The sequence below is a fragment of the Rhizobium sp. NFR12 genome, assembly GCF_900108545.1.
In the GTDB taxonomy this organism is placed as follows: domain Bacteria; phylum Pseudomonadota; class Alphaproteobacteria; order Rhizobiales; family Rhizobiaceae; genus Neorhizobium; species Neorhizobium soli.
This window is the reverse complement of record NZ_FNWM01000002.1, coordinates 467,558-491,954: the sequence shown is the minus strand read 5'-3', so window position 1 is coordinate 491,954 and position 24,397 is coordinate 467,558. Positions and strand designations below refer to the sequence as shown.

Below are 24,397 nucleotides of genomic sequence, written 5' to 3'. Positions count from 1 at the left end.
CCGAAACAGTCGACGGCAAAGGTGACGCCGATCAATCTGGAAGTGCGGCGCTAGCTCGGTTGGCCTCAGACAGCGCGCGGGGTGATCCGCTCGAGCTCATCTCCGAGTTCGCGGCGGCGGCGAAGAAGCTCGTAATCAGCCTGCAGGCCGAGAAAGACGCCTTCCGACATGCCGAAATAGCGTGCCAGACGGAGATCCGTATCGGCTGTGATCGCGCGCTTGCCAAGCACGATCTCGTTGATGCGCCGGGGTGGAACGCCGACGGCACAGGCAAGCCCGTTCTGGCTAAGCTGCATCGGCTTCAAGAAATCCTCCAGAAGAATCTCGCCGGGATGCGGGTTCGGCAGCCATTCAGCATCAGCCTTGGTAATTGACGATTTCGACATGCTCGGGCCTCCATCAGTTCAGACGAAATCTATTCACTATTTCCGTTCGATGGGGATCGTTACTTCCATCTCGACACTGCAGGCCGGGCCGGATCGATCGGCATAGATTTCAATATGCCACGCGAGGCCCTTCCCCCTTCCCGCCAAACAATGCTAACCCTTCGCGAACGCTCCAAAAAGACACAAAGCCAATCCCGTGTTCCGTATTCCCTTCCTCATCGCCGTTGCACTTGCCATCGCATTCGGCGGCGGGATCTGGTCGACCCGGCTGGCGCTTGATGCGACGACCGGGTTCGGGGTGCTCCGGATCGGGCCTTGGGAGGCGTTTCCGCAGGCGCAGACGGCCGATGCAGACCCTTATGCCAAATCGCACCGGGCCAATGCCGGCAAGCTTCTCTATGCCAGCGCCGAGGGCCTGACCTTTACCGCGACGACCGACATGAGCGGCGAGCGGCTTGTGGCAAGCTGCTCCTACAGGATCCGGGGTCACACGCCGCAGGCACGGTTCTGGACGCTGTTTGCGCAGGCGCCCGGGGCTGCTGCACCCTCGCTGTCGTCGGATTTGCCGCAGGCGCTCAATTCGCGCATCACGCTGCGCCAGCCGAATGGCGAGTTCGAAATCACCGCATCGCCGACGGCCAAGTCCGGCAACTGGCTGGCTCTCACACAAAGCGGGGACTTCAGGCTCGTCCTCACCCTGTTCGACACGCCGACCGCGGGCAGTTCCGGACTGATCGACCTTGCCATGCCGCTCATTGAAAAGATCGGATGCGGCCCATGATCCGGCGGTTTTTCACAGGTCTGGCATTTGCTGTCGCGGCGGGACTTGTCGGGGCAGCACTGCTGCATTTGATCATCGTGCTCGCACTGCCGCATTTTTCGGAAAACGATGCCTATACGCGGGTGCTGAAGGAAGGCGAAACGCAACGGTTCTACCGACTGACCGAAACGGCGGACCGGGCCGGTCTTTCCAAGGACGATCCCTTCGTGGAGACCGCTGTCTGCGGTTTTGACGTATCGGAAGGCCCGGTCAGGCTGACGGCTGAAAATACCGGCCTGCCGTTCTGGTCGCTCGGGATCTATGACGGGGCGTCCAACGAGGTGTTCAGCATCAACGACCGAACGTCGCCGGGCGGCATGCTGGATGTGGTGATCGCGACGCCGACGCAGATGACGATGCTGCGCAAAAGCCTGCCCACCGGGATCAGCCAGTCGATCCTTGTCGAGAGCCAGTCGGGCGAAGGCTATGCAGTGCTGCGGGCGCTGACGCCGCAGGCGAGTTTTTCTGAGGCAGCCACACAGTTTCTGAAGGACGCGGATTGTGGCGCGTTCCAGTGGCGCGGCAGAAGCCGCTTCTAGGTCCGTTTCGTACCGGCCTACTCGGCGCGGACGGCGTGGTTTTCGGCCTTGCGGTCCATCCGGTCGTCGAAACGCTCGTAGCGCACGCCGGTAAACAGCACCACTTCGCCGGGATCGGCTTCGCCGATGCGGATCTGCGGCTTGCGGCCATGCTGGTCACGCCATTTGTTCAGTATCACGATCTCTGCCATGCTCGTCTCCGTGACTTTACGAATTCGAGACGGATGAAGACGAAGATATCTCACCCTGCCCTTTCGGGGCTGACGCGACCTGCCTGATACGGCAGGAACATCCGCGTCCTTCTCGTCAGAGCGCCCAATCGCGGCGCAGCGACATTACCTTAGAAAAGCGACCTCACGGTCGTTATGCGAGCCTTCGGGCCATCTACCCCGTTTTACGGGCTTTCAGGGTGCCCCGACGCTTATCAAACCGGATGCTACGGCCCGGTTACAGACCAATACAGCCAGACGTGGATTAACAGTGAGTTAATTCTAATATGGCAGTTGATATCGACGTATGCTGGTATCAGGCTGATGAACGCCAAAACGGCATCTTTGTTCACCGCGTCATACAAACTTCACAGTCTTCGAACGGCACGATTTTGTCGTTTTCGAACGGTCATCGGTGCGCCAAAACGAGCCGCTTTCACTGACCGTTAACCCTCAAAGCGTTAGCATCTGGTAAACCAAGGCGAAACCGACGGGCGCGGCGCGAGAGACAGCTGCATCCGGCGGAATATGCTCCGGGGAGTTCCCCAGGCACAGGTAGACGAGATGCACCGGGGCGCGTGTTTACCCCGGCGGCATCACGCGTTTCGGACATGTATTGCGTAGATGAGAGTTGCCCGTGACCAACGAGTTTCGAGACCTTGAGAGGCCACAAGCCATGCGAAAAAAGGATGTGGTGTTGATGGCCACCGTCACGAGCTTCGAAAGCCTGTCGCGTCCTTCCCGCTCCGAACTGAGACAGTTCGCCGAGCTGTTCGCACCGCTGTTTGCCGCCTCTTCGGAAGAAGCCCGCCGCGATGCGGTGGCAGCCCTTTCGCAATCACCCGCCATTCCGCCGGCCGTCGCCTTTTTCATCGGAAGCCAGCCGATCGCGGTCGCCGCACCCTTCCTGATTGCCTCGCCCTGCCTTTCCAACGATGCGCTGATCACCATCGCCCGCAGCCAGGGCGTCAACCACGCCCGCGCGATCGCCAAGCGCGAAAGCCTGTCGCCGATCGTCATCGATGCGCTGGTCGGCATGCGCTATGATACGATCGCAAGGCCGATCACCGAACGGCGCGAGCTTCCCGCTGCCGCGATCGAGGCCATGTCGACCGTGGTCGAATCCCCGGCAGACACGCCGGTCGAGACCGCAAAGGCCGAAGACGACTTTCTGCTGCCCGAGGAAGCCCGGGCTGCGCGCGAAGAGGAGCTGCGCCGCCGCATCAAGCTTCTGGCCGGCCATATGGAACGCCAGAGCGACGACCGGCAGGGTCTGCGGCAGCTCAGCGAAACGCATGCCGCCCTTCTGGTCCGATTTGCCCGTGCCCGCGAGGCGACGCTGTTTGCCGGCGTTCTGGCAGACGCGCTGTCGGCCAGCCGCTGGCTCGCACAACGGATCATGCTCGATATCTCCGGCCAGCAGCTGGCGACGACGCTCAAGGGTCTGTTCATGGACGAAGCGGAAGCCGTCTTCGTCCTGGAAAGGTTCTACGGTCACCTCGCACACGAACAGCTTGACGGTGCAAGCCGGGCGACGGCCATGTGGCTGGTTCTCGATATCGACGAATGCGGACGAAGGCTCGAAGCCTGGCGCCGGGCCGACGGCTATACCTATGCGGAGCGACCGGTTGCGCAACCCGTCGAGGCCCCTGCCCCCCACGCGACCGAAGAGGCCGAGCGGCCATTCCGTACATCGGCCAGCATGAGACGCGCCGGCCGCGGCCGGTAAGGCCTATCGAGCATCGGCGCTGACGACCTCGATCAGGTCGCCGATCTCGTCCACCTCGATCTCGACCACCCAGAGATCCGGGTCGAAGCGCTTTTCGCGATCGATCGTCTCGCGCACCGTATCGGGCTCTGCCCGCACCAGACGCCGTTCGAACTTGCGCCCGCCATCGTCCTCGTCGTCAAAGAAGTTTTGCGGTGCCGGCGCATAAAGCGTTTCGGTGCCATCGCGAAAGCGTTGGCGGATGAAGATGGCACCAGCCTCCTCGGCACCCTTTTTCTCAACCGCTGCGTAGTCGCCCATGGCAAAGACGCGGCGGGTCAGGGCGGAGACAAATATGTGGGTTTTAAGGCGCATTACAGCGTCATAGCGGCTGCGGACGGCATCGTTAAGCGAAAATAATCAAAAGAAAGTGAGGGTAAAGGCTTGGCAACCCTTTCCTTTTGGCACCGCTGTCATATTTCCCACCCCACTACCGCATTTTTGCCAAAAAGGAGTGGGCCTTGAGCGTTCTTATCAGCATTCTGATCACCTTCCTCGTGATCGTCCTCGTACTTTATCTTGTCGCGCGCCTGCCGCTCGAAGCACGGATCAAGCAGATCATCCAGGTTATCGTTCTGATCATCGGCATCATAGCGCTGCTGAAGTATCTGGCCGTATTCTAACAACCGACCCGGCGCGCTTGCGGCTTCAGGCTTAGAGCGCGCCGATCGCCTTCAGTTTCTTCAAAACCGCTTCGCTTGGTTCACCGGTCTCCGGCAAGCGGTAATGCTTTTCGAAACGGCGTATCGCCGCCTTCGTCTGTGCACCGGCAACCCCATCCACTTCGACATCCGAATAGGCAATGTTCTGCAGCCCACGCTGGATCTGCAGCACGAGCTTCGGCGCCGGGATATCCGCCGTCATGACGGCGTTCGACTTCGCAACCGCAGGCGACGGACGCAATCCGCCAGTCGGAATATCCGCGGGCGGGATGCGGATCTGGCCCGACCGCGAACCTCCGGTTTCGGACGAGCGGATCGCCGCCGCCACCGGGTCTTCACTCTTCAGACTGATATTTTCGGCCGGCCGGTTCGCAGGCACCGTCTTCGGCTGCGCCATCGGCTTTGGCTGCACGCGGGCCGTCTCGTCAGCCGCGGGTTTTGCAACGACCGATGGCTGGGGTACGGGGACATGCACGGCAGCGCTCGAGGGCGAGCCGGTCGAGGGCTTGCGTTCCGCCTTCAGCGCCGCCAGCAGATCGCTGCCGGCCTCTCCGGATTGCGGCAGCCCCATGCGCTGCTGATACAGCACGATGGCCGACTGGGTGCGCGGACCGGTAACGCCGTCATCGGCCCCGTCATAGAGACCGCGCTTCGTCAGCTCACGCTGGATTTCGGCAACCAGCTCACGATCCTCATCGGAACCGGGGACCGGCGGTGCTGCGGTGATGAGCGTCGTGATCGGATCGACAGCGGGAGCCTGCATGGGTGCCGGCATTGGAGCCGGTTGGACAGCGGTCTGCTCGGCAGGCTGTTCGACCGGTTCGATGACGGGCTTGGCATCGCCGGACCGTTCGATGCGGAATGTGGTGACGTCTTCTGCCGGCATGCGCTTGTAGGGCCGGTAGCCGGCGATGGCGTTCGGGTCTTTCGGATCGCGTGTGGCAAGGAAGGGCGACGGATGTCCGCCCGGCTGATACCAGAGCGCATTGGCGGCGACGAAACTGAACAGAACGACAAAGCCTGCCGCGCCCAACACAGGACGCGGATGGCGTGTCAGGACGCCGCCCACGACGCCACCAACAAGCCCCCCCGTCGCGGTCACCGCGCGAAGGGCAAGCGCCGGCCGTTTTGCCGGTTTGCGCCTCTCAGGCGATTTTCGCTTTCGCGGGGCCATCGGTAAAATCCTCTTCGTCCATCATGGTCGTAAGTATTTCGGGGGCGATGTGGGCTTGCTGCCTATTCGTGCCTGGCTTGTTGGATATCATGAGGCGCGGCGGAAATTCCACCCTCTCCTCACCGTCATCCACGGCTGCGCCTTCGATGCCGGACCCATCGGCTGGCAGGGCGATCGTGACGACGGTCCCCTCGCCGAGACGGCTTTCGATCGTGAAGCGGCCGCCGTGCAGGGCGATCAGGCCCTTGACCAGCGACAGGCCGAGGCCCGTGCCTTCATACTGGCGGCTCAAATCGTTTTCGATTTGCGTAAACGGCTGGCCAATCGTCGCAAGCTTGTCTGCGGCAATGCCGATACCGGTATCGCTGACCGTGATCACCAGCTTGCCGGCCACAACGGTGGCATCGATCGAGACGACGCCGCCAGCCGGCGTGAACTTGATGGCGTTGCCGGCAAGGTTGATCAGGACCTGCTGCAGCGCGCGACGGTCGGCCACCACTTCGGCAAGGTTGCGGTTGGTGCGCGCCGTCAGCGTGACGCCCTTTTCGCGAGCCGAGTGATCGAGCATCGCACGGCAGGCTTCGACCGCTTCGCTGATATGGAAGGGTTCGGCGAGCAGCTCGTAACGGCCGGCCTCGATCTTCGACATGTCGAGCATGGTGGTGACGACCGACAGGAGGTGGCCGCCCGACTGGCGGATGAGGCCGACATATTCACGCTGGCGGTCATTGGCGAGCTTGCCGAAATATTCGCCGGCCAGAACATCGGAAAAGCCGAGGATCGCATTGAGCGGGGTGCGCAGCTCGTGGCTGACGGCGGCGAGGAAGCGCGACTTCGCCTCATGGGCCGACTGCGCCTCGATCGTGCGATTTTCGGCTTCGACCCGCAGGCGCTCTTCGGCACTGCGATCGAGCGCCTGGACGAAGATCTGGACCAGATCGCCTTCGCCGTCGCGGATGGCCGACATGTCGAACGACATATGCAGGAACTGCCGGCCGCCGACGGCGCTGAAGGGACGTTCGACACGGATGTCGACGATTGCGTTGCGGCCACCCTGGCGCAGCGTATCGACGGCCTGAAGAAGCGCCAGACGATCGGACACATGGACGATTTCGGCCAGCATTTCGCCAAGGCCGGCTTTCAGCTTGTCCGGGAATGCGGCGTGGTCGCGACCGCCAAGCTTGACCACCCGTCCCTGCGGATCGACGATGAGGGCGAGGCCGGGGCAGGCATGAAAGGCGATATCATCGACGGCTGGCGCGTTGGCGACCGGCCGGACGACATTGCGCGGCCATGCAAAGGCAAGCGCTGCGAGAATCAGGAAGAGCGCCGAAACGACGGTTGCGCCAAGCGGCAGAGCCAGTGCCGGCTTCATAAAGACGGAGAGAAGAGCCGGCACGGCAACGAAGGCGACGCCACCGCAAAAGGCAAGCCGGCGCAGCGACGCGACGGCCGCGGCAGAGACGGTTTCGCCCTCGCCGATGCGTCGCAGCCAACGGGATGCAGCCCCGTCAACCAGCAGAACCGCCCTCTCGGCAATGTCACTCAATACGCGCACGCAAAACCTACTCAGTCTCATATTCGAGGCTTCACAATAGGGCTCGTGCGCTTAAGGAAACTATAAAGACAGGCTTCCGCAGCCCCGTCCAGGGCCCCGTTTTCCGGCTTTGGCACACATCCACGGCTTGTTTTCTGATTGTGGTTAACAGGGCGTAAGCGTCGGAATTGGTTTGATTTTTCCTGATACATTAACCATTGGGGCAGATCGGCGGACCGACAACCCTTGGCGCGTGGGCGGGCCGCCCCATTTATGCTTAATCCGGTTTGTTAAAATTGTCCGGAAGCATCCGTCCACCCCGCCGCCCGAGCAAGGAAAGGTCGCATTTTAATCGAATTTGCCGAAAACCCGAGCGAACCCGTCAAAGCGATGTTCGCTCCCCGCGGCTAGATTGACGCCAAGACCGGAACAGGCAAGCCAGACGACTGGAGCTTAGCCGGCACGCCCGAAAACGGGCAAAACAGGTGGACCAAGACGATGTGGTTTCTGATCAAGGGAAGTGTGTTCTTCGCAGCCGTGCTGGTGGTGCTGTCCTATTTCAGTGCCGAACCGGCCTCCGATGACGCCAACATTTCGCCGCTCCAGGTGGCCGATGCGGTGTCTGCCGCAAGCGGCGCCTATCAGTATATCAGTGCGATCTGCAGCGAACGTCCCGAAGTCTGCGAAAAGGGCGCCGACACGCTTGCCGTGCTTGGTGTCCGCGCCAAGGAAGGTGCCCGTGTCGCCTACGAGCTTCTCGACAAGCAGTTCGGCGACGGCCAGCCGAAGCTTGCCATGAAGGCCGACCCAGAAGCCACCCCGATGCCATCAGGTTCGCTTTCCGACATCAGCATCGAGACCCCCCGCGGCGAGCAGGTTGCGACCGGCACGATCCCCCGCAACATTCCGGTGCCGCTCAAGCGCCCGACGCTCTGACCGCTTCTCCAACGAATTTCAAAGCTTGCACCGGGTCTCGTGCCACGGTTCCCGGTGCCGGACTGCCTTAACTCTCATCAGCCTGTTGCTGACGCCGTGAGGACCAACATCCTCACGGCGATTTTTTTGCTTTAATCGAGGCTGTGACCGCCTATATGAAGGCGCAAACGGGACCGCACGCCATGGCCAGCATCGAACAGATCATCGACGATTTCGCCTATCTCGAAGAGTGGGAGGATCGCTATCGCTATGTGATCGAGCTCGGCAAGGCCATGCCCGACCTTCCCGACGACAAGAAGACTGCGGAGAACAAGGTACAGGGCTGTGCCAGCCAGGTCTGGGTCGTCAGCCACGGCAGCGATGACAGCGCCGACCCCGTGATGACGTTCGAGGGCGACAGCGATGCGCATATCGTGCGCGGGCTCGTCGCAATCGTGCTGTCGGTCTATTCCGGCAAGCATGCGTCTGAAATCGCCTCCACGGATGCCATCGAGGTGTTCGACAAGATTGGCCTTGTGGAGCATCTTTCGGCACAGCGCGCGAATGGCCTGCGCTCGATGGTCAAGCGCATCCGTCAGGAAGCGGTGATCATGCAGGCCGCCTGATCAAGACACGGATTTCCGGTATTAACCCTGTCGCGCGATAGTAGTCCCGCTCACCCGGACGTGAAGGACTGCCGATCCTCGTTGTAATACTGATGCTCTACTCGCTTGTTTAAAAGCAACCACAGGGCAGCAGGATGCAGGACCAGGCAAACCGTATCGCATACCTGGACGGATGGCGCGGCATCGCGATCCTGTTCGTGATCGCCGACCATTTCTCAGGCGGGCTTCTGCCCTTCGGTTCACTCGGCGTCGAACTCTTCTTCGTCTTGAGCGGACGGCTGATGGCCGATATTCTGCTCGTCCGCAAAACCGACATTCCGACCTTCTTCCAGCGTCGGTTCTCCCGCATCTATCCAGCGCTCCTGGTGTTTGCCACGGCGATGCTCGCCGTCTCCGTCGTTGGCGGGCTTGCTGGCGCGCCGTCGCATCTCCTGCTGGAGCCTTCCGCCTATCTCGCGGCGATCACCTTCACCACGAACTATTACGAGGCCTGGACCCACACGTCGTCGGTGCTGGGGCATGTCTGGTCGCTGTCGGTCGAGGAACACAGTTATGTTCTGCTCGCCCTTCTCGTCGTCATCGTCATCCGCAATGCGAGGGCTGCGGCTTTCGTCAGCCTGGCAATTGCCATCGCCGCAATGGCAAACGGTGCGATCCGAACCAGTCATGCCGAACCGGGCGCCATGAGCGTGTACTGGCTGAGCGATGTGCGGATGGCCTCGATCTTTGCGTCGGTGGCGCTGTTCGTGCTCATCGACAAGGTTCGCGTCCCGGCTGCGGCTCCCATTGTCGCCGCCATCCTCGGCCTGTCGCTGTGGATCCTGCCGGCGCCGGATATGGCCCGCTATACGGTCGGGACGCTGCTTCTCGCCTTTGCCATCAACACGATCGATTTGGCGCCGAAGGCAGCCCTCGGCGCCCTGTCGTTCCAGCCGCTCGCCATGATCGGCATCTGGTCCTATTCGCTCTATCTGTGGAAGCAGCCCTTTTACAAGGTGGCAGAGATCGCTCCCTGGTGGGCGACGCCTATCCTTGTCGCCGCGATGTTTGTGGCAACGCTTGTGAGCTTCTACGGGGTGGAGCAGCCGGCCCGGAAATACATCAACGGCCTCAACCTGTTTCGCAGGCGCCAGGCCATAGCTGCGGTCTGACGTCGTCAGAGGATCGGCCGGTAATCGTCTGCTCCCCAACTGTGGCTGCGGCGGCGCGGATCGGGCCGCGGCGGATCGTAGTGCCGGCCGAGAGCAAGAAGTGCGGTGCGCAGCATCAGCTTGGCGGAGCGTGCCGGCCATTGCCGCTCCCGTTCGACCAGTTCCAGCCCTTTCGAAAAGCAGCAGACATCGACGGCGACGCCCGACAGTTCCGGTCCCATCGCCTCCACAGCCGCACCAAACCGGCGTCGTGCGTCGATGGCGCTGCCGGCCACATCCGCCTGTCCGCCGCGGCCGCCATCGGCACGGCTGGACAGGCGCGGCTCCCACGAGGCGGTGATCTTCGGCTGCAACTGACTGCGCGTGAAATCGGCAAGCAGCCGCTCGCCCGCCTCGACGGCGGCTGATGGCAGGAAGGCCGACCCGTCCCTGTCCTTCAGCCTTGCGACAGTGCCGAGCGGCGATTCGGCGAGATTGCGGCGGACCGTCTGGCGTGTGCCCTCCACCACCAGCCCGACCTGTTCGATCTCGCCATGCTGAGCGGCAAACCCCTCCTCCTCCCGCTCCACCATCACCCGGCGCAGATAGGACATGGCCTCAGCCGACGCCGAAAGCCGGCCATCCTGCTGGACAGCAAGGCCGAGCGACACGGCCTGGTGCACGAGGTCGCGACCATGCGCCGTCTCGACATCCGAGATCGCGCCGTCGTTTTTCAAAAGCTGGCGCAGCAAGCGCACAAGACGCAGACGCTCTTTGCTCTTTTCATCCTTCATCGACCCGTCTCCTCTTTCAGCCTCAGCCCTCATCCGCTTCACCGAAGACGGAGGTGACCATCCGTTCGACGGCGGAAACGAAATCGTCAAAGGCCGGGTTGTCGCGACGGTCCTCGACCAGATGGCAGGCATGGGCGACGGTCGAGCGCTCCCGGCCGAAGCTTGCGGCGATGTCATCGACCGAGATCGACAGCGCCACGTGGCAGACATACATGGCGATCTGGCGGGAATGGGCGGCAAGCCTTCGGCGGTCGCGCCGGACCATGACCCGGTCTCCGAAGAGGAACACCATTTCCGAGACGAGCTGAAACACGATCAGGCATGTGGGTTTCGGCTTTCGACCGATTCGAAGCGTTACCCCGGAAGGCGCGGATGCGCCGGCGGCCATCCGTGCGGTGGAACGGCCGGAAACGCTGAGGCTGGGCGAAACGGGTATTGCCCCGGCGGACGGTTCGGCAGGCATGACAGCTCCTCCACTTCTAGGAATTAATTCACATACGGTAGCGGAGGAAGAGACGGATGGAAATACGAAATGCACCCTAGCGGCCGCCATCCGAGCTAAGCATCAGGAATCTAATTATGATTTTTTTCCTATCTCTAGACAACAAAAAACCGGGCATGCGCCCGGTTCTCTTGATTGGCAGTGTTACAACTGCCGTCTGTCAGAGGCTGATCAAGCCTTGGCGCGCTTGCGGCGCTGGCCGAGGCCCATTTCCTTTGCAAGACGCGAGCGGGCTTCCGCATAGGCGGGAGCGACCATCGGATAGTCGGACGGCAGGCCCCACTTTTCGCGGTATTCTTCCGGCGTCATGTTGTAATGGGTCATGAGGTGTCGCTTCAGCGACTTGAACTTCATGCCGTCTTCCAGGCAGATCAGGTAATCGTCCTCGATGGACTTCTTGATCGGGACCGGCGGCTTCGGCTTTTCAACCACGGCCACGACGGGCGTCGGCGATGCCGTGCCACTCAGTGCCGTATGAACGTCGGCAATCAGTCCTGAAAGGTCGCCGACCGGAACGACGTGGTTGCTCACATAGGCAGCCACGATATCTGCTGTCAGTTCCACCAGCAGGTCCGGGCCTTTGCCCAATGCGATTTCTGTCATTTTCGTCTCCTGTTCGTAATTCGCGGACGGTTGCGAGAGCCGACCAACACCCGCATCCTGCAGAACCACGATGGCATTCCACTGCCCGCACACTGTCCGAAGACTGAAACCTACCCCTAAGTTTCGCGCGCAAAGCCGATCATGAATACCACCGGACATTGTTTACTTCGGACAATTCCCGCATAGGCACACAATTCTGAGACGTATTGTGCGTTTTACACGAGAAATAATCCGCAAGAGAACAATTTCAGGGTTCTACTGCACCTGAATTAGCATCCGGACCCCCAAAATCCAACTGCGAAATCTAGTAATGCCGATCGAATTCTGATGGTAAAGCCGGGGGAAGACCTGATAACTGATAGTGTATCGAAAAAAGACGCCTTTATGACGGGCTTATAGCTCGAATTGCGGCCTCTATATTGATTCTTCGTGCGCTTTCATCTCATCGTGGAGCGAATGTTCGCTCATCGGATAGCCGGCGCGGCGGGCAGCGACGGCCAGAAGATGCGCCGAAACCGGGGCCGTCAGGACGAAGAACAGAAAGCCTGCAATTGCGCGGGCAAGGACCGGCAGATCCCCGGCATAGACCCCGACAGCGAGCAGCAGCAGACCCGAACCGACCGTGCCAGCCTTCGAGGCTGCATGCATGCGGGTATAGAGATCCGGCAGCCGGTTGATGCCGATTGCGGCAATCAGCGAAAAGCAGGCGCCGGCAAGGACGAGGACGGAGACGACAAGCGCGACGACGAGATCCATCAGCGTTTCCTCCTTTGCACGCGTGTCTTGCCGGATGTCGCTGGATCTTTCGCGGCATCGGTGACGCGCGGCATGATGAAGCGGGCAAAGGCGACGGTCGACAGGAAGCCGACGAGGCCGAGCGCGATGGCAATATCGATATAGAGGTTGAAGCCGGTTCGGATGGCAATCAGCGCGATAAAGCCGATGACGATGCCGACCAGCATGTCGAGCGCAAGCACACGGTCCGGCAGCGTCGGTCCCGCCACCACCCGCCGGATGGTCAACAGGAACGCGACCGACAGGACCGCCATGGCAATCCAGGTGGAGACAGACAGGATCGTCGCGGCCAGCGACGGATCGGACACGGTCATTCGAATGCCTCCAGGATCTTGCGCTCGAAGCCATCCGCGATTTCCCGCTTGGTCGCGTCGATATCGGAGGCGTCAAGCGCGTGCACGAAGAGGAACTTGCGGTCGGCCGAGACATCCACCGACAGCGTGCCCGGCGTGAGCGTGATGAGGTTGGCAAGCAGCGTGATCTCGAAATCGCGGCTGACCGTCAACGGAAAGGCGAAAATTCCGGGTTTGACGTCGAGCCTCGGTCTCGTGACAAGGACCGCAACCTTCCAGGCCGACATCGCCAGTTCCCTGATAAACAGGACGAGGAGCGAGAGCATCCGGCCTATCCGCATCTTACGGCTGGCGCGGTCGATCTCGCCACGCACGACCCAGAGCGCGAGCGCTGCGACGGCAAAGCCGAACACAAGGTTGAGGATGGTGGCGCTGCCCGTGATCGCCACCCAGATGACGGCAAAGACGCAAGCGCGGATGAATGACGTCATCTTATGCCTCCCGACGGCAGGGCGTCCGGAAAGACCGAACGGATATAGGCGGACGGGCCGGCAAGTCCCTCGGCGGCCGATTGCGTCAGCGACAGAAGATGTTCCGGAAACAGGCCGAACCCGGCGGCCAGCAGAACGAGGGCGCACAGCGGCAGCGGCAGCGACAGCCGCCAGTCACCGCGAACTGCGGTCTGTCGCTCAAGGCCGGCCGCGGATTCAGGCCCCTGCCGCCAGTAGGCGAGAAGCACGATCCGGCCAAGCGTGAGGGTGACGAGAAAGGAAGAGACGAGAATGGCGGCGGCAAGCCACCATGCGTTGATGTCCATCGCGGCTTTCAGAAGCATGATCTTCGGCCACAGACCCGACAGCGGCGGCAGGCCGGCGACGGCGAGGAACACAAGAAGCGACACCGCCGTGAAACCCGGCGACGACCGGTAGAGCCCGCCGAGCGTATGCAGCGACCAGCGGTTTGCTTGGTTTTCGTCCCCGGAAAGCAGGCTTGCGCGGCGGGCCGCCTCGCCGACCACGAGATAGAGCGCCGTCATCGCCACCATCGAATGCAGCGCATAAAAGATAGCGCCGGAAATGGCGGCCGGAGACCCGATCGCCACGCCCGCCAGCATGTTGCCGATGCCGGCGATGACAAGGAAGCCGGCAAGTTTGCGGATATCGCTCTGCGCCAGCGCACCCAGGGCACCCGTTATCAGTGTCAGAATGGCGAGTGTGGCGATGGCGGGGCTCAGCACCTCTCGCTCCACCGGCAGAAGCATGACCGTGACGCGGATCAGCGCGTAGATGCCAACCTTGGTGAGGAGCGCGCCGAACAGCGCCGACACGACGATGCGCGGCGTGTGATAGGAGGCGGGCAGCCAGAAGTTGAGCGGAAAGGCCGCCGCCTTCATGGCAAAGGCAAAGGTAAACAGCGCCGTCAGCGTGACGAGCGGTGCCGTGCCCGAGAGGTCGCCGGCCTTGAGTGCGATATCGGCCATATTGAGCGTGCCGAACAGCGAATAGAGATACCCGACTGAGATCAGGAACAGCGTCGTGGCGATAAGGTTCAGGACCGCGTATTTGAGAGCGCCATCGATCTGTTCGGGTCGTGATCCCAGGATCAGAAGGCCGAACGAGGAAATCAGCAGGACCTCGAACCAGACATAGAGGTTGAAGATGTCGCCGGTGAGGAAGGCACCCGAGACGCCCGCCATCAGCAGCATCAGGAAGGGATAAAAACCGTAGCGCCGTCCGGAGCCATCGATATCCTTGAGCGCGAAGATGCCGGCGGCGAGTGCCACAAGCGAGGCCGTCAGTGCCATCGTGGCACCGAACAGATCGGCCGTGAAGGCGATGCCGAACGGTGGCAGCCAGCGGCCCATGACCATCGTCACCGGGCCGTTTTCGATCACCCGCAAAAGCAGGCTTCCATTGACGAGGACGAGCAGAAGCAGCGCTGCAATGGCGATCCCGCCGTGGAGGCGGACGGACTTGCGCACCATCAGGAGGACTGCGCCGGCGCCGATCATCAGCACGACGGGCAGGATCACCAGCCAGTCGCCGAGCGGCGGCGGTGTGAGGACCAGGGCGGCTGCGAGATCAACGGGGGATGTTGCGGGGGATGCCATCAAACGTCCTCAATATCCCATCGGCGGCGATGGTTCGTCGCGGGGTTCCGCCAGTCGCATCTCGTCGGAATTGTCGCTGCCGAGATCCTGAAAAGCGCGGTAGGTGAGCACGAGGAGAAAAGCGAAGAACGAAAACGAAATCACGATAGCCGTCAGGATCAGCGCCTGCGGCAGCGGGTTGGCGGCGGTATGGGACAGCGTGTCTGCGCCCGCCGGAATGATCGCCGGGACCGAACGCGTCAGGCCGCCGGCGGTAAACAGCAGCAGGTTGACGCCATTGCCGAGCAGCACGACGCCAAGGAGAATACGGACGGTGAATTTCGACAGCATGAGATAGATCGCGGCCGAAAAGAAGAGGCCGATCAGGATCGCGAGCGGCGTTTCCATCAGCGTTTTCCTCCCGATTTGCGGCGCTTCTTCTTCGTTACCGGATCTGGCGCGCCCTCTCTTGCGGACGCAGCCGTTTCGGCGCGCCGCGACGTCGTGCCGCGCAATGCCGGAGCGGGAAACTCAGGACCGGGTTCCTGTTCCAGCGCCAGCACGATCGAGGTGATGGCGCCGAGCACGACGAGGTAAACGCCGAGATCGAAGGATATGACCGTCGACAGCGGAATGTCCGTGCCGAACAGGCTCGGCGTGATCCACAGCCCGGTCATGAAGGGCACGCCGGCAAAGATCGACACGAGGCCCGACAGCATGGCGATCAGAAGGCCCGCCCCGGCGATTGCCATCGGATGAAAGCGCAAGGCCCGGCGCACCGCACCGGTGCCGAATGCAATCCCGTAGATCGCCAGACCCGACACAGCGATCAGACCGCCGATAAATCCGCCGCCCGGCTCGTTATGGCCGCGCAACAGAACAAAGACCGAAAAGAGCAGCGTCAGTGCAGTGACGACCGGGGCGACGGTGCGAAGAATGATGGTGTTCATGGCAGGGCCACCTGTTCGAAGCTTTCTGTCACCCGCCGGTCGTTCCTGTGGTTCAGCCTTGCCGTATTCCCGTGGCCCAGCCGTCCAGCACGACTGCGCTCCACCCTGCCAGCGCGACGTTGCTCCACACTCCCCTCATTCCTGTGCCTGTCACAGAAATCGAGCGCTCCCAAGTCCTTGGGTGCGGGAGAGGTGGTCGCGCGAGACGCGTCATTCACGACGCGGACGCGCCGGGGCTGAATTCCTGTGACAAGCACAGGAATGAGGGACGTTGGGGGAAGTGTCCGGGCTTTGATCATCGGTCTGGTCTCCCGGTCGATGGTTTGGCCTGCGGGGCTTTGGTGGTTGGGGCTTTGGCCGCTGTCTTTCCAATGGGGATAGCTGTCGCCGTCCGTTTCGCGGTCCCTGCTCCAAGTTCCGTCTTCGTCCCCGCCCGGACCCGGACGAGCGCCAGAACCGCGAGCCCGGTGATCATGACGACGGCGATTTCGCCCAGCGTGTCGACGCCGCGGAAGTCGACGATGATGACGTTCACGACGTTGGCACCGTGGGCGATGACCTTGGAATAGGCGTTGAAGAAGTCCGTCAGCGCGTTGTCGAACGGCGTCTCCACGGATTTTAGCAGCAGCAGCGTAAAGCCGGTGCCGCAGGCGAGCGCTATCGTGCCGTCGAACAGGCGCTGGAGGAGCGGCCGGTGATCGGACGGCGTCAGACGGAGGCGCGTCATGACCAGCGCCAGGATGACGACCGAGAGCGTTTCGACCATGAACTGGGTGAACGACAGATCCGGCGCGCCAAACAGGAGGAAGAGAACGGCGATGGCAAAGCCCTGGATGCCGAGCGCGACGATTGCCGTCAGCCGGTCGGCCGCGCGCAGGACCGCCGCAACACCGATCACGGCAATGCCGAGAAACACCCATTCGTGCAGGGCAACGGTCTGCGGGAACGCCGGCATGGCCGGGAATTCATTGAACAGGAAGGGCGGCACCAGCAGGGTAAGCGCCAAAAGGATGAAGGTGGCGGTGACATAGATTTCCAGCCGGCCGGGCTGGAGAATGCGGGTCAAGACGACTGACAGGCGGATCAGGCCTTGAACCGCATGGTCGAAACCGCGATCGGGCCCGGGACCGAGCGCATCGAACAGTCTTCGCATCAGCCCGCGTGCCGTCTCCAATTGCCACAGGACCAGACCCGCAAGAATCAGGGTGAGGACCGAGAGGAGAAGCGGCAGACCGAGATGCGGCACGGTGGAGATGTCGATGACCGTGTTTTCATGCAGCACGGCGCTTGCCATGGGTGTTGAAAAATACTGGTGCGCGGTGCCCGAGAAAACGCCCGCTAAAAGTCCGAGCAGCGCGAGAACGACGGGGCCGAGCCACAGGCCCCATGGCCCTTCATGGACGGGCCCAAGATCCGGGCGGTTTGGACCGAGAAAAGGTTTGAAACCGATCGCCAGCGCCAGCGCTCCCATCAGCGCGTTGCCGATGACGGCGAGGCAGAGAAAGAAGATCGCTCGCGGATTGCCGTCGACGAGCGCCAGATAGATCTCTTCCTTGGCGAGGAATCCGAAGAACAGCGGCAGGCCGGCCATGGAGAGGGCCGCAAGCGCTGCCGCTGCAAAGGTGACGGGCATCGCCTTGCGCAGGCCGCCGAGTTTCGAGATCTCGCGCGTGCCCGTCTCGTGGTCGATGGCGCCGGCCACCATGAACAGCGCGCCTTTGAACAGCGAATGGGCGATGAGATAAAGCACCGCGGCCTCGATCGCATGGTCGGAGCCGAACCCGGTCAGCATCACCATGAGGCCGAGCGAGGCCATCGTCGTGTAGGCGAGCATCATCTTGAGGTCGGTCTGCCTCAACCCGAGAAGCGCGCCGGAGATCAGCGTGATGCCGCCGAAGAAGGGAAGCAGGATTTCCCAGGCGGGCGTATCGCCGAGAACCGGCTGCAGCCGCATCAGGAGATAGACGCCGGCCTTTACCATGGTTGCGGAATGCAGGTAGGCCGAGACGGGCGTCGGCGCCTGCATGGCGTTGGGCAGCCAGAAATGGAACGGAAACTGAGCCGACTTGGTAAAGCAGCCGGCGAGAACCAGAAGAAGAATGGCGAAATACTGGGGGCTGGCGCTGAGCGGTAGGCCCGAATGCAGAAGCAGCGACAGCTGGGTGATGCCGGTGACGTTCCAGAGGAGAACAAGGCCGGCAAGAAGCGCCAACCCGCCGCCGCCGGTGACGACCAGCGCCTGCAGCGCAGCCCTTCGTGCCTCTGCCCGGTCGTGATCGAAGCCGATCAGCAGGAAGGAGGCGATCGAGGTCAGTTCCCAATAGACGAACAGCATGAGAAAACTGTCGGAGACGACCAATCCCAGCATGGCACCCATAAAGAACAGGATGAAGGCGAGGAAGCGGCCCTGCTGTGGGTGGCCCTTCATGTAGGCGCCAGAATACAGCACGATCAGCGTGCCGATGCCGGTGATCAGCAGCGCGAAGGTGAGCGACAGGCCGTCGAGAAACCAGGAGAAGGACAGGTTGAAACTCGGCACCCAGACATAGCCGCCCGTGGCAGATTCTCCGGCGGCAATTTCCGGAAGGAAGCTCAGGAAATGCAGGCATGCCAAGGCGGGTGCAAGTGCGAGAACAAGCGCTGCGCGATGGCCCATCAGGCGCGAGAGCATGGGGGCAAGAAGTGCTGCAAGAAACGGCAGCATGAGTGCCGCGAAGGTCAATGCCGGCGTGGTGGCGGCCATGGTCCCCTCCCGTTGAGTATCCTCGCAAATCCCTGCCGAGCGGCAGCGCCCCACGGTTTCTAAGGGAAACCCGTCTGTCCCTCAAGCATTGACGGGCAAGAAACACGGCACCGTGACCTTTATCGACAGGCTGAACGCACCTATCTATGGCTTACAACGAAAGGATGGTTCAGATGTCCGACGTCATCACCAAGAAAGTCCAGAAGACAGATGCAGAATGGCGCGAAGAGCTGACGCCCGAGCAGTATCAGATCTTGCGCCAGGCGGGCACGGAGCGTCCCTTTACCGGGCCGTACTGGAACGCCAGGGATAAAGGCATCTACAGCTGCGCCGGTTGCGGCACGGATCTGTTCGTGTCGGATACCAAGTTCGACGCCGGCTGCGGCTGGCCGAGCTACTTTGAGGCTGTCAGCCCCGATGCGGTGACCGAACTGCGTGATACCACGCACGGCATGGTGCGCACCGAAGTCCGCTGCGCCACCTGCAACGGCCATCTCGGCCACGTCTTCCCAGACGGCCCGCCACCGACCGGCCTGCGCTACTGCATCAACGGCCACTCGATGAATTTCCGCCCGGCAGATTAGTCAGCGGGACGGATGTCACCAAAGTACCGACTTGAAATTGACAGCGGCCCCATCCGGGCCGCTGTTTTCGTTTGGCTTACCCCGGCAACTCGACCGTAAACGCAAATTGCGCGGTTTGCCCGGCGGGCAGCGTGACGGTGTAGGGACGCGATTCGAGATCGGCACTGGTCCCGTTCTGGGCAGCCGTTCCGTGCCAGGGCTCGATGCAGAGGAAAGGGCCGTTGAGCTTTTGCCAGAGCGCGAGGTTTGGCAGGTTGTCGAACGAAAATTTCAGCTCCGGGCCGCCTTCCGCCGCATAGGTCAGGCCCGTTCCGGCGCCCTCTGCAAAGATCATCGCGTCTTCATCGAACATGTCGTGCGACAGCGTCAGCTTGCCGGACGTGAACGGCGAGGCAAGTGGGCTCGGGTCGATCAGCCCGCCGGACAGGCGCGTCATCGCCGGTTCGCCACCGTTGTCGAGCACGATCGTATGGGCCTGGCCTTCTCCACCCGGCAGCGGCCAGAGGAAGGCGGTGTGGAAACCGAGGCCGAAGGGCATGGGCCGGTCGCTGCGGTTTTCCACCTCCGCCGAAATCGTGAGTTTCGAACCGTCGACCGAATGGGTGACGGCGAGGCGGAAATCGAACGGGTAGACGCTGCGGGTGGTATCGGATGATGCAAGCTCGAAGCGGCAGCTGGTCTCCTCGGACGCGGCGAGCGTGAAGGTCGAGCGGCGGGCAAAACCGTGCTGCGCCATCGGATAGGGTTTGCCTTCGATCATCACGGTATCGGAGGGCGCCTTGCCGACGATCGGGAAGAGGATCGGCGAGCGGCCGGCCCAGAAGGCGGCGTCGCCGTTCCAGAGAAAGTTGCGCCCATCCGCCGTCTTCAGCGACTGCATTTCCGCACCGAGGGGGGAGATTTCAACGGAGATACGATCGTTGGCGATGCGGGTCACGGTATCATCTGATGCAGCGGACATGCGGCTCTCCTGGCAGATTTTAGGCTTGAGGCGCAGGATTGCCTGCCCTGCGCGTCGGTTAGATGACGATCAGACCGTTTCCGGGGGAATCGCATATTGATCGTCGCTGACAGCCTCCATCCAGTCGGCGGTCTTGCCGTCGAGCGCTTCCCCGATGGCAATATGGGTCATGGCCGTCTGCGACGATGCGCCGTGCCAGTGCTTTTCGCCCGGCGAAAACCAGACGACATCACCGGCGCGGATTACCCGGACCGGACCGCCCCAGGTCTGGGTGAGGCCGGAACCCGAGGTAACAACCAGCGTCTGGCCGAGCGGATGGGTGTGCCAGTTGGTGCGGGCGCCGGGTTCGAACGTGACCGATGCTGCAACAACGCGGGCCGGTGCCGGTGCGGAATTCAGCGGATCGAGGCGGACTGTGCCGGTGAAATACTCTGCCGGCTGCTTCTTGGAGGCCTGCGAGCCAACACGCTTGATATCCATGGAAAAGATCCTTCGTCGTCATGCGATTGATGCGAATGCGATGTCAGCCAGCATATAGGCCGTTCGGACGGAAGTGCCACGAGAAAGCGAAGAACGTCAGCCCGCGACCCTGAGCTCCATGCAGGCAAGATCGAGCCAGCGGCCGAATTTGATGCCGACTTCGGAAAACGTGCCGGTCAGGCGGAAACCGAGCCTTTCATGCAGACGGATGGAGGCGGCGTTGCCCGCTTCGACGCAGGCGATCATCACATGAATGCCGTTCGACGCGGCGCGGGTGATCAGCTCGCGCATCAGCAGACGGCCGATGCCCTCGCCGCGGGCCTCGCGGTGCACATAGACGGAATGTTCCACCGTGTGCCGGAAGCCCTCGAAGGCGCGCCAGTCGCCGTAGGATGCGTAGCCTTTGACGACCCCGTCCTCGTCGGCGACCAGAACCGGAAATCCTCTCGCCTGGCGTGCCGCAAACCAGTCGCGACGGTTGGCGAGATCGACCAGCGTCTCGTTCCAGATCGCCGTCGTATTGGCTACGGCGTCGTTATAGATCTCGAGGATCGCAGGCAGGTCGGCTTCGGTGGCATCGCGGATCAAAGGGGGCACTGGCTATCGTCCATTATAGTGATTGCCCGTCCACTTTATCAGACGGCCGCAGTGTGTAAAGCGGGCTGGCGTCTTGCGCACACGATCGGTCAGGCGCTGGCCGACAGGCTAAAGCAGGTCATGACTGCACTATAGTGGACGGCAGCCGCCGCGACGACGAAGGAATGCCAGATGGCATTCTGGAAGCGCAGTCTTTCCCACACGTGGAAGATGACGCCGAGCGAATAGATCAGGCCGCCGATAACGATCAGCAATGCGGAAATCGGCGGCAGATAGGCCGAGACAGGTTCCGCAACCATCAACCCGCTCCAGCCCATGGCCAGATAGAGAAGGATGGTGAGCCGGTCGAACCGGCCGGGGAAAAAGCATTTGATCAGAATGCCGAAAATCGCTGTCGCCCAGATCGCGATCAGCATCCCGAAGATCCAAGGGTCGGAGGCGCCGCGCTGGAGGAATGGCGTATAGGTGGCGGCGATCAGGATGAAGATCGCCGAATGGTCGAACCGCCGCAGCAGCCATTTGGTGGGCGAGTGCGGCCATATGTTGTATGTAAACGAGATCGACAGGCAGAGGATCAGCCCGATCCCGTAAATCCAGGCGGCAACGATTTCGCCATGGCTCGACCACATGGTGGCGTAAAAGATCAGGGACGTGGCACCGATCAGGGCGAAGACCAGTCCGATGCCATGGACAATCCCATCCGCGACGATCTCGTGAAAATCGTAGTTTCTGCCAAATTTGAAGAGATCGCTCATTACCCACCTTCCATACCGGTCCCAAGAATGGGGCCGAGCGGAAAGCTTGGCAAGACTGCGCGATTCACAATAAATTTCCGATGGTTTCAACTCTTGGTCATGAGCTGAAAACTGTGGCCGCACGAGCCGGTTCCGGATGGTGTGGGAACGGCGGCAATCAAGCCTGCACGGCTAGAGGCGGCCGCCCGAGCGTCAATAAATCGAGAACAATCTATCGCCGAACTGCTCACTATCGTGAACGATCGAGGGCGCGCATAACTGTGGAAAGATTGCGCATGGCGCGTCGTCATTTCGATCCCGTTGAAAGCTAGAGGACAGATCATGACAGAACAGCAGCAGCCGTTTGCACTCAGCCGCCCGCTGCATGTCGGGCGGGCGCATCTGGTGGTCAACGATCTTGCTCGCGTCTCCGGTTTCTACCAGACAATCATCGGGCTTTCGGTGCTTGAAAAGACGCCGAGCGGCGAGGTTCTGGGCGTCGCCGGCGTGCCGCTCCTGACGCTGACGACGGGCGGCAACGTGGCCCGCGCGCCGCGCAATGCGGCCGGCCTCTTTCACACGGCCTTTCTGGTGCCGGGCCGCCTTGAGCTTGCCCAATGGCTGGCCCATGCAGCGCATAACAATATCCAGCTTGAAGGCGCATCGGATCATCTGGTGAGCGAGGCGCTCTATCTTTCCGATCCCGAAGGCAACGGCATCGAGATCTACCGCGACCGCACGCCCACGGAATGGACCTACCATCAGGACGGCACCGTGGCGATGGCGACCGACCGGCTGAACCTTCAGGAGCTTTATAACAGCGCGCCCCAGGCGGCATTTGCCGGAATGGCTGAGGGAACAGCGCTCGGTCATATCCATCTTCAGGTCGGCGACATTCCGCAGGCGGACGCCTTTTACCGCGACGTGCTGGGCCTGAAGATCATGGCGCGGTATCCCGGTGCGAGCTTTTTCGCGACCGGCGACTACCATCACCATATCGCTGCCAACGTTTGGAACAGCCGCGGCGCGACGACCCGGCTTGAAAACATGACCGGGCTTTCCGATTACACCGTGAAGTTCAACGATCAGTCGGCCCTGGCGAATGCTCTTTCCGCACTGGAAAAGCACGAAATCGCGACAACCAAAACCGCCGAGGGCTGGGCTCTCAGAGACCCGTGGGGCATCGGCCTGACGCTTGCTGCGTAACGCCCGCTGAATTCCCGATCGTGGCGATCGTAAACCTGAGCAGTATTCCGGAACCGGAACACTGTTTTTGCGTTGATCGCGACAACGAGGACATCAGACAATTCATGGCCATGACGAGCACGCGCGCAGCCAATCCTAAAAAACGGCTGATCGACTTTGCCGCCAACCGGTCTGCGCATCGCAAGGATGCCGTCATTTCCGGCCTGGAGAGCGAAGACGCCGATGAGAGCCTCGTGCTGGGGCGCGAGGCGCTGGAAGTCGCCAAGGCCTGGGCCGTGATCGGCATCTTTGCGATCGTTTTCTTCGCCATCGTCCACATGATGTCGCTGGTGCTTATCCCTGTCACGCTTGCCGTCGTCGTCGGACTGATTCTCGGTCTGGTCGCGGATAAGCTTGGCCGCCTGGGCGTACCCAAATTCGGCATTGCGATCATCCTCTCCAGCGCTGTGTTCGCCGCGGTCTTTCTGGTCGTCAACGCGCTGGCCGAACCGTTTGCGATGATGATCCAGGAAGGTCCGAGCTTTCTGCAACGCATGATCGACCGGATGATGCCATTTCTGCAGCGCCAGGAATGGCTGAACATCTCGCCGGCCACGTTCGAAACCGGGCCGATGTCGATGCAGGCGCTGTTGGAGAATTCCGGCAACATCCTCAGCGTCGTTACCGCCAATCTGACGCCGGCCGTCGTGCAGGGTATGATCTTCTTTGCGGCGCTGCTTCTGTTTCTCTACGGCAGGCTTAGACTTCGCCGTACCCTCATCCTCGCCTTCCCGCGGCGTCACCAGAGGCTTATTGCGATCCGTGTGCTGAACGCAATCGATCAGGTTCTCGGTTATTATTTTGCGACTGCGAGCGTGCTCTATCTCGGTCTCGGCATCGTGATGATCGCAATCGCCTATTTCGGCGGCCTCAGCATGCCGCTTCTCTGGGGTCTGTTCGCATTCCTATCGAGCTTCATCCCGTTTCTCGGGATCACGATCATGACCCTCGCAGTTGCAGCAGGTGGCATCATCACGCACGATACCCTTCTCCTTGGACTGCTGCCCGCGATCGTGTTCTTCTCGGTGCACTTGCTGATGGAAAACCTGATCTTCCCCGCGATCATGGGCCGGCAATGGGAGATCAATCCCTTTGTCGTGTTCGTCGCCATCCTTTTCTGGACATGGATGTGGGGCGCCGTTGGCGCCATGCTGGCGCTGCCCCTGTCGCTGATCATGATGACCGTGCTGTCGGAACTGTTTCCAGAAAAGAAGACCGTTCCGCATCTGCCGGGCTAAAGCCCGGCGATGTCTGCGACCCG

At 61.7% G+C, this 24,397-nt stretch carries 28 protein-coding genes and 1 pseudogene; 10 read left to right on the top strand and 19 right to left on the bottom strand.

What is annotated here, in order from left to right:
• Positions 1 to 65 precede the first annotated feature (65 nt).
• Positions 66 to 386: a HigA family addiction module antitoxin gene (locus BLW69_RS09665; RefSeq protein ID WP_092661661.1), complete on the bottom strand. Its 321-nt coding sequence runs from the start codon at positions 384 to 386 to the stop codon at positions 66 to 68.
• A gap of 196 nt (positions 387 to 582) precedes the next feature.
• Between BLW69_RS09665 and BLW69_RS09660 the strand changes: the two genes are divergently transcribed.
• Both BLW69_RS09660 and BLW69_RS09655 read left to right on the top strand, forming a co-directional pair.
• Positions 583 to 1,167: a DUF1214 domain-containing protein gene (locus BLW69_RS09660; RefSeq protein ID WP_062453476.1), complete on the top strand. Its 585-nt coding sequence runs from the start codon at positions 583 to 585 to the stop codon at positions 1,165 to 1,167.
• Positions 1,164 to 1,745: a DUF1254 domain-containing protein gene (locus BLW69_RS09655; RefSeq protein ID WP_092662465.1), complete on the top strand. Its 582-nt coding sequence runs from the start codon at positions 1,164 to 1,166 to the stop codon at positions 1,743 to 1,745. The genes BLW69_RS09660 and BLW69_RS09655 overlap by 4 nt, the downstream gene beginning before the upstream one ends.
• Positions 1,746 to 1,762: 17 nt before the next feature.
• On the opposite strand, the gene BLW69_RS22745 is transcribed toward BLW69_RS09655, so the two are convergent.
• Positions 1,763 to 1,936, bottom strand: coding sequence for a hypothetical protein (locus BLW69_RS22745; RefSeq protein WP_156461810.1), 174 nt, complete (start codon positions 1,934 to 1,936; stop codon positions 1,763 to 1,765).
• A gap of 655 nt (positions 1,937 to 2,591) precedes the next feature.
• Between BLW69_RS22745 and BLW69_RS09650 the strand changes: the two genes are divergently transcribed.
• Entirely contained in the window at positions 2,592 to 3,683 is a 1,092-nt protein-coding gene (locus BLW69_RS09650; protein WP_174195849.1) for a DUF2336 domain-containing protein, read from the top strand.
• A 3-nt stretch (positions 3,684 to 3,686) separates the two neighbouring features.
• Here the strand turns inward: BLW69_RS09650 and BLW69_RS09645 are convergent, their stop codons facing one another.
• Positions 3,687 to 4,037: a DUF1491 family protein gene (locus BLW69_RS09645; protein ID WP_092661659.1), complete on the bottom strand. Its 351-nt coding sequence runs from the start codon at positions 4,035 to 4,037 to the stop codon at positions 3,687 to 3,689.
• Between the two features lie 146 nt (positions 4,038 to 4,183).
• On the opposite strand from BLW69_RS09645, the gene BLW69_RS09640 reads away from it, so the two are divergent.
• Positions 4,184 to 4,345 (top strand): Thivi_2564 family membrane protein, encoded by a 162-nt coding sequence (locus BLW69_RS09640; RefSeq protein ID WP_092662461.1) that lies wholly within the window; start codon positions 4,184 to 4,186, stop codon positions 4,343 to 4,345.
• 31 nt (positions 4,346 to 4,376) lie between these two features.
• Here the strand turns inward: BLW69_RS09640 and BLW69_RS09635 are convergent, their stop codons facing one another.
• Both BLW69_RS09635 and BLW69_RS09630 read right to left on the bottom strand, forming a co-directional pair.
• Complete coding sequence (locus BLW69_RS09635) at positions 4,377 to 5,558, bottom strand: peptidoglycan-binding domain-containing protein (RefSeq protein ID WP_092661657.1); 1,182 nt, start codon at positions 5,556 to 5,558, stop codon at positions 4,377 to 4,379.
• A complete protein-coding gene (locus tag BLW69_RS09630) occupies positions 5,530 to 7,116 on the bottom strand; it encodes a sensor histidine kinase (protein ID WP_244508792.1) in 1,587 nt (528 codons plus the stop codon). Before BLW69_RS09630 ends, BLW69_RS09635 begins: the two co-directional genes overlap by 29 nt.
• 477 nt (positions 7,117 to 7,593) lie before the next feature.
• Between BLW69_RS09630 and BLW69_RS09625 the strand changes: the two genes are divergently transcribed.
• From BLW69_RS09625 to BLW69_RS09615, 3 genes are all read left to right on the top strand, one after another.
• On the top strand, positions 7,594 to 8,031 hold the full coding sequence (locus BLW69_RS09625; protein ID WP_092661655.1) for a DUF5330 domain-containing protein: 438 nt from the start codon (positions 7,594 to 7,596) through the stop codon (positions 8,029 to 8,031).
• A gap of 182 nt (positions 8,032 to 8,213) precedes the next feature.
• Positions 8,214 to 8,636 (top strand): SufE family protein, encoded by a 423-nt coding sequence (locus BLW69_RS09620; RefSeq protein ID WP_092662457.1) that lies wholly within the window; start codon positions 8,214 to 8,216, stop codon positions 8,634 to 8,636.
• A gap of 134 nt (positions 8,637 to 8,770) precedes the next feature.
• Complete coding sequence (locus BLW69_RS09615; protein ID WP_092661653.1) at positions 8,771 to 9,787, top strand: acyltransferase family protein; 1,017 nt, start codon at positions 8,771 to 8,773, stop codon at positions 9,785 to 9,787.
• Positions 9,788 to 9,792: 5 nt separating this feature from the next.
• Here the strand turns inward: BLW69_RS09615 and BLW69_RS09610 are convergent, their stop codons facing one another.
• From BLW69_RS09610 to BLW69_RS09560, 10 genes and pseudogenes are all read right to left on the bottom strand, one after another.
• Positions 9,793 to 10,560, bottom strand: a complete 768-nt coding sequence (locus BLW69_RS09610) for a DUF6456 domain-containing protein (protein ID WP_092661651.1) — start codon at positions 10,558 to 10,560, stop codon at positions 9,793 to 9,795.
• Between the two features lie 22 nt (positions 10,561 to 10,582).
• Positions 10,583 to 11,023 (bottom strand): helix-turn-helix domain-containing protein, encoded by a 441-nt coding sequence (locus tag BLW69_RS22975; protein WP_082471862.1) that lies wholly within the window; start codon positions 11,021 to 11,023, stop codon positions 10,583 to 10,585.
• A 210-nt stretch (positions 11,024 to 11,233) separates the two neighbouring features.
• Positions 11,234 to 11,665, bottom strand: a complete 432-nt coding sequence (locus tag BLW69_RS09600) for a Ros/MucR family transcriptional regulator (RefSeq protein WP_062453483.1) — start codon at positions 11,663 to 11,665, stop codon at positions 11,234 to 11,236.
• A 414-nt stretch (positions 11,666 to 12,079) separates the two neighbouring features.
• Positions 12,080 to 12,424 (bottom strand): monovalent cation/H(+) antiporter subunit G, encoded by a 345-nt coding sequence (gene mnhG / locus BLW69_RS09595; protein WP_175487268.1) that lies wholly within the window; start codon positions 12,422 to 12,424, stop codon positions 12,080 to 12,082.
• Positions 12,421 to 12,774 (bottom strand): cation:proton antiporter, encoded by a 354-nt coding sequence (locus tag BLW69_RS09590; RefSeq protein ID WP_062579644.1) that lies wholly within the window; start codon positions 12,772 to 12,774, stop codon positions 12,421 to 12,423. The genes mnhG and BLW69_RS09590 overlap by 4 nt, the downstream gene beginning before the upstream one ends.
• Positions 12,771 to 13,244 carry a Na+/H+ antiporter subunit E gene (locus BLW69_RS09585; protein ID WP_062453485.1) on the bottom strand — a complete coding sequence of 158 codons (474 nt, stop codon included), beginning with the start codon at positions 13,242 to 13,244 and terminating at the stop codon, positions 12,771 to 12,773. Before BLW69_RS09585 ends, BLW69_RS09590 begins: the two co-directional genes overlap by 4 nt.
• Entirely contained in the window at positions 13,241 to 14,863 is a 1,623-nt protein-coding gene (locus BLW69_RS09580; protein WP_092661649.1) for a Na+/H+ antiporter subunit D, read from the bottom strand. The genes BLW69_RS09585 and BLW69_RS09580 overlap by 4 nt, the downstream gene beginning before the upstream one ends.
• 9 nt (positions 14,864 to 14,872) lie before the next feature.
• A complete protein-coding gene (locus BLW69_RS09575) occupies positions 14,873 to 15,250 on the bottom strand; it encodes a Na+/H+ antiporter subunit C (protein ID WP_062453487.1) in 378 nt (125 codons plus the stop codon).
• 134 nt (positions 15,251 to 15,384) lie between these two features.
• Positions 15,385 to 15,792: pseudogene (locus BLW69_RS09570) on the bottom strand (Na+/H+ antiporter subunit B); the annotation flags it as partial.
• A gap of 295 nt (positions 15,793 to 16,087) precedes the next feature.
• Positions 16,088 to 18,535: a putative monovalent cation/H+ antiporter subunit A gene (locus BLW69_RS09560; protein ID WP_092661646.1), complete on the bottom strand. Its 2,448-nt coding sequence runs from the start codon at positions 18,533 to 18,535 to the stop codon at positions 16,088 to 16,090.
• 173 nt (positions 18,536 to 18,708) lie between these two features.
• On the opposite strand from BLW69_RS09560, the gene msrB reads away from it, so the two are divergent.
• Entirely contained in the window at positions 18,709 to 19,119 is a 411-nt protein-coding gene (gene msrB / locus BLW69_RS09555; RefSeq protein ID WP_092662455.1) for a peptide-methionine (R)-S-oxide reductase MsrB, read from the top strand.
• A gap of 76 nt (positions 19,120 to 19,195) precedes the next feature.
• On the opposite strand, the gene BLW69_RS09550 is transcribed toward msrB, so the two are convergent.
• The 4 genes from BLW69_RS09550 to BLW69_RS09535 form a co-directional block, all read right to left on the bottom strand.
• Positions 19,196 to 20,080, bottom strand: a complete 885-nt coding sequence (locus tag BLW69_RS09550) for an aldose 1-epimerase family protein (RefSeq protein ID WP_092661644.1) — start codon at positions 20,078 to 20,080, stop codon at positions 19,196 to 19,198.
• A 69-nt stretch (positions 20,081 to 20,149) separates the two neighbouring features.
• A complete protein-coding gene (locus BLW69_RS09545) occupies positions 20,150 to 20,560 on the bottom strand; it encodes a (R)-mandelonitrile lyase (RefSeq protein WP_092661642.1) in 411 nt (136 codons plus the stop codon).
• A 96-nt stretch (positions 20,561 to 20,656) separates the two neighbouring features.
• Positions 20,657 to 21,157 (bottom strand): GNAT family N-acetyltransferase, encoded by a 501-nt coding sequence (locus tag BLW69_RS09540; protein ID WP_062579636.1) that lies wholly within the window; start codon positions 21,155 to 21,157, stop codon positions 20,657 to 20,659.
• An 89-nt stretch (positions 21,158 to 21,246) separates the two neighbouring features.
• On the bottom strand, positions 21,247 to 21,912 hold the full coding sequence (locus BLW69_RS09535) for a PAQR family membrane homeostasis protein TrhA (protein WP_092661641.1): 666 nt from the start codon (positions 21,910 to 21,912) through the stop codon (positions 21,247 to 21,249).
• A 321-nt stretch (positions 21,913 to 22,233) separates the two neighbouring features.
• Here BLW69_RS09535 and BLW69_RS09530 point away from each other — a divergent pair, with 321 nt between their 5' ends.
• Together BLW69_RS09530 and BLW69_RS09525 are read left to right on the top strand one after the other, a co-directional pair.
• On the top strand, positions 22,234 to 23,097 hold the full coding sequence (locus BLW69_RS09530; protein ID WP_062579634.1) for a VOC family protein: 864 nt from the start codon (positions 22,234 to 22,236) through the stop codon (positions 23,095 to 23,097).
• 104 nt (positions 23,098 to 23,201) lie between these two features.
• The gene (locus BLW69_RS09525; protein ID WP_062453493.1) at positions 23,202 to 24,374 is read left to right on the top strand and encodes an AI-2E family transporter; all 1,173 of its coding nucleotides are present in this window, start codon (positions 23,202 to 23,204) and stop codon (positions 24,372 to 24,374) included.
• The last annotated feature ends 23 nt before the right edge of the window (positions 24,375 to 24,397 follow it).

Coding starts and splice junctions, on each gene's coding strand:
- BLW69_RS09575 (WP_062453487.1), bottom strand. CDS start 15,250: ATGGAAACGCCGCTCGCGATCCTGATCGGCCTCTTCTTTTCGGCCGCG.
- BLW69_RS09645 (WP_092661659.1), bottom strand. CDS start 4,037: ATGCGCCTTAAAACCCACATATTTGTCTCCGCCCTGACCCGCCGCGTC.
- BLW69_RS09635 (WP_092661657.1), bottom strand. CDS start 5,558: ATGGCCCCGCGAAAGCGAAAATCGCCTGAGAGGCGCAAACCGGCAAAA.
- msrB (WP_092662455.1), top strand. CDS start 18,709: ATGTCCGACGTCATCACCAAGAAAGTCCAGAAGACAGATGCAGAATGG.
- BLW69_RS09620 (WP_092662457.1), top strand. CDS start 8,214: ATGGCCAGCATCGAACAGATCATCGACGATTTCGCCTATCTCGAAGAG.
- BLW69_RS09600 (WP_062453483.1), bottom strand. CDS start 11,665: ATGACAGAAATCGCATTGGGCAAAGGCCCGGACCTGCTGGTGGAACTG.
- BLW69_RS22745 (WP_156461810.1), bottom strand. CDS start 1,936: ATGGCAGAGATCGTGATACTGAACAAATGGCGTGACCAGCATGGCCGC.
- BLW69_RS09655 (WP_092662465.1), top strand. CDS start 1,164: ATGATCCGGCGGTTTTTCACAGGTCTGGCATTTGCTGTCGCGGCGGGA.
- BLW69_RS09615 (WP_092661653.1), top strand. CDS start 8,771: ATGCAGGACCAGGCAAACCGTATCGCATACCTGGACGGATGGCGCGGC.
- BLW69_RS09530 (WP_062579634.1), top strand. CDS start 22,234: ATGACAGAACAGCAGCAGCCGTTTGCACTCAGCCGCCCGCTGCATGTC.
- BLW69_RS09525 (WP_062453493.1), top strand. CDS start 23,202: ATGGCCATGACGAGCACGCGCGCAGCCAATCCTAAAAAACGGCTGATC.
- BLW69_RS09625 (WP_092661655.1), top strand. CDS start 7,594: ATGTGGTTTCTGATCAAGGGAAGTGTGTTCTTCGCAGCCGTGCTGGTG.
- BLW69_RS22975 (WP_082471862.1), bottom strand. CDS start 11,023: ATGCCTGCCGAACCGTCCGCCGGGGCAATACCCGTTTCGCCCAGCCTC.
- BLW69_RS09665 (WP_092661661.1), bottom strand. CDS start 386: ATGTCGAAATCGTCAATTACCAAGGCTGATGCTGAATGGCTGCCGAAC.
- BLW69_RS09585 (WP_062453485.1), bottom strand. CDS start 13,244: ATGACGTCATTCATCCGCGCTTGCGTCTTTGCCGTCATCTGGGTGGCG.
- BLW69_RS09550 (WP_092661644.1), bottom strand. CDS start 20,080: ATGTCCGCTGCATCAGATGATACCGTGACCCGCATCGCCAACGATCGT.
- BLW69_RS09535 (WP_092661641.1), bottom strand. CDS start 21,912: ATGAGCGATCTCTTCAAATTTGGCAGAAACTACGATTTTCACGAGATC.
- BLW69_RS09590 (WP_062579644.1), bottom strand. CDS start 12,774: ATGACCGTGTCCGATCCGTCGCTGGCCGCGACGATCCTGTCTGTCTCC.
- BLW69_RS09545 (WP_092661642.1), bottom strand. CDS start 20,560: ATGGATATCAAGCGTGTTGGCTCGCAGGCCTCCAAGAAGCAGCCGGCA.
- BLW69_RS09560 (WP_092661646.1), bottom strand. CDS start 18,535: ATGGCCGCCACCACGCCGGCATTGACCTTCGCGGCACTCATGCTGCCG.
- BLW69_RS09610 (WP_092661651.1), bottom strand. CDS start 10,560: ATGAAGGATGAAAAGAGCAAAGAGCGTCTGCGTCTTGTGCGCTTGCTG.
- BLW69_RS09580 (WP_092661649.1), bottom strand. CDS start 14,863: ATGGCATCCCCCGCAACATCCCCCGTTGATCTCGCAGCCGCCCTGGTC.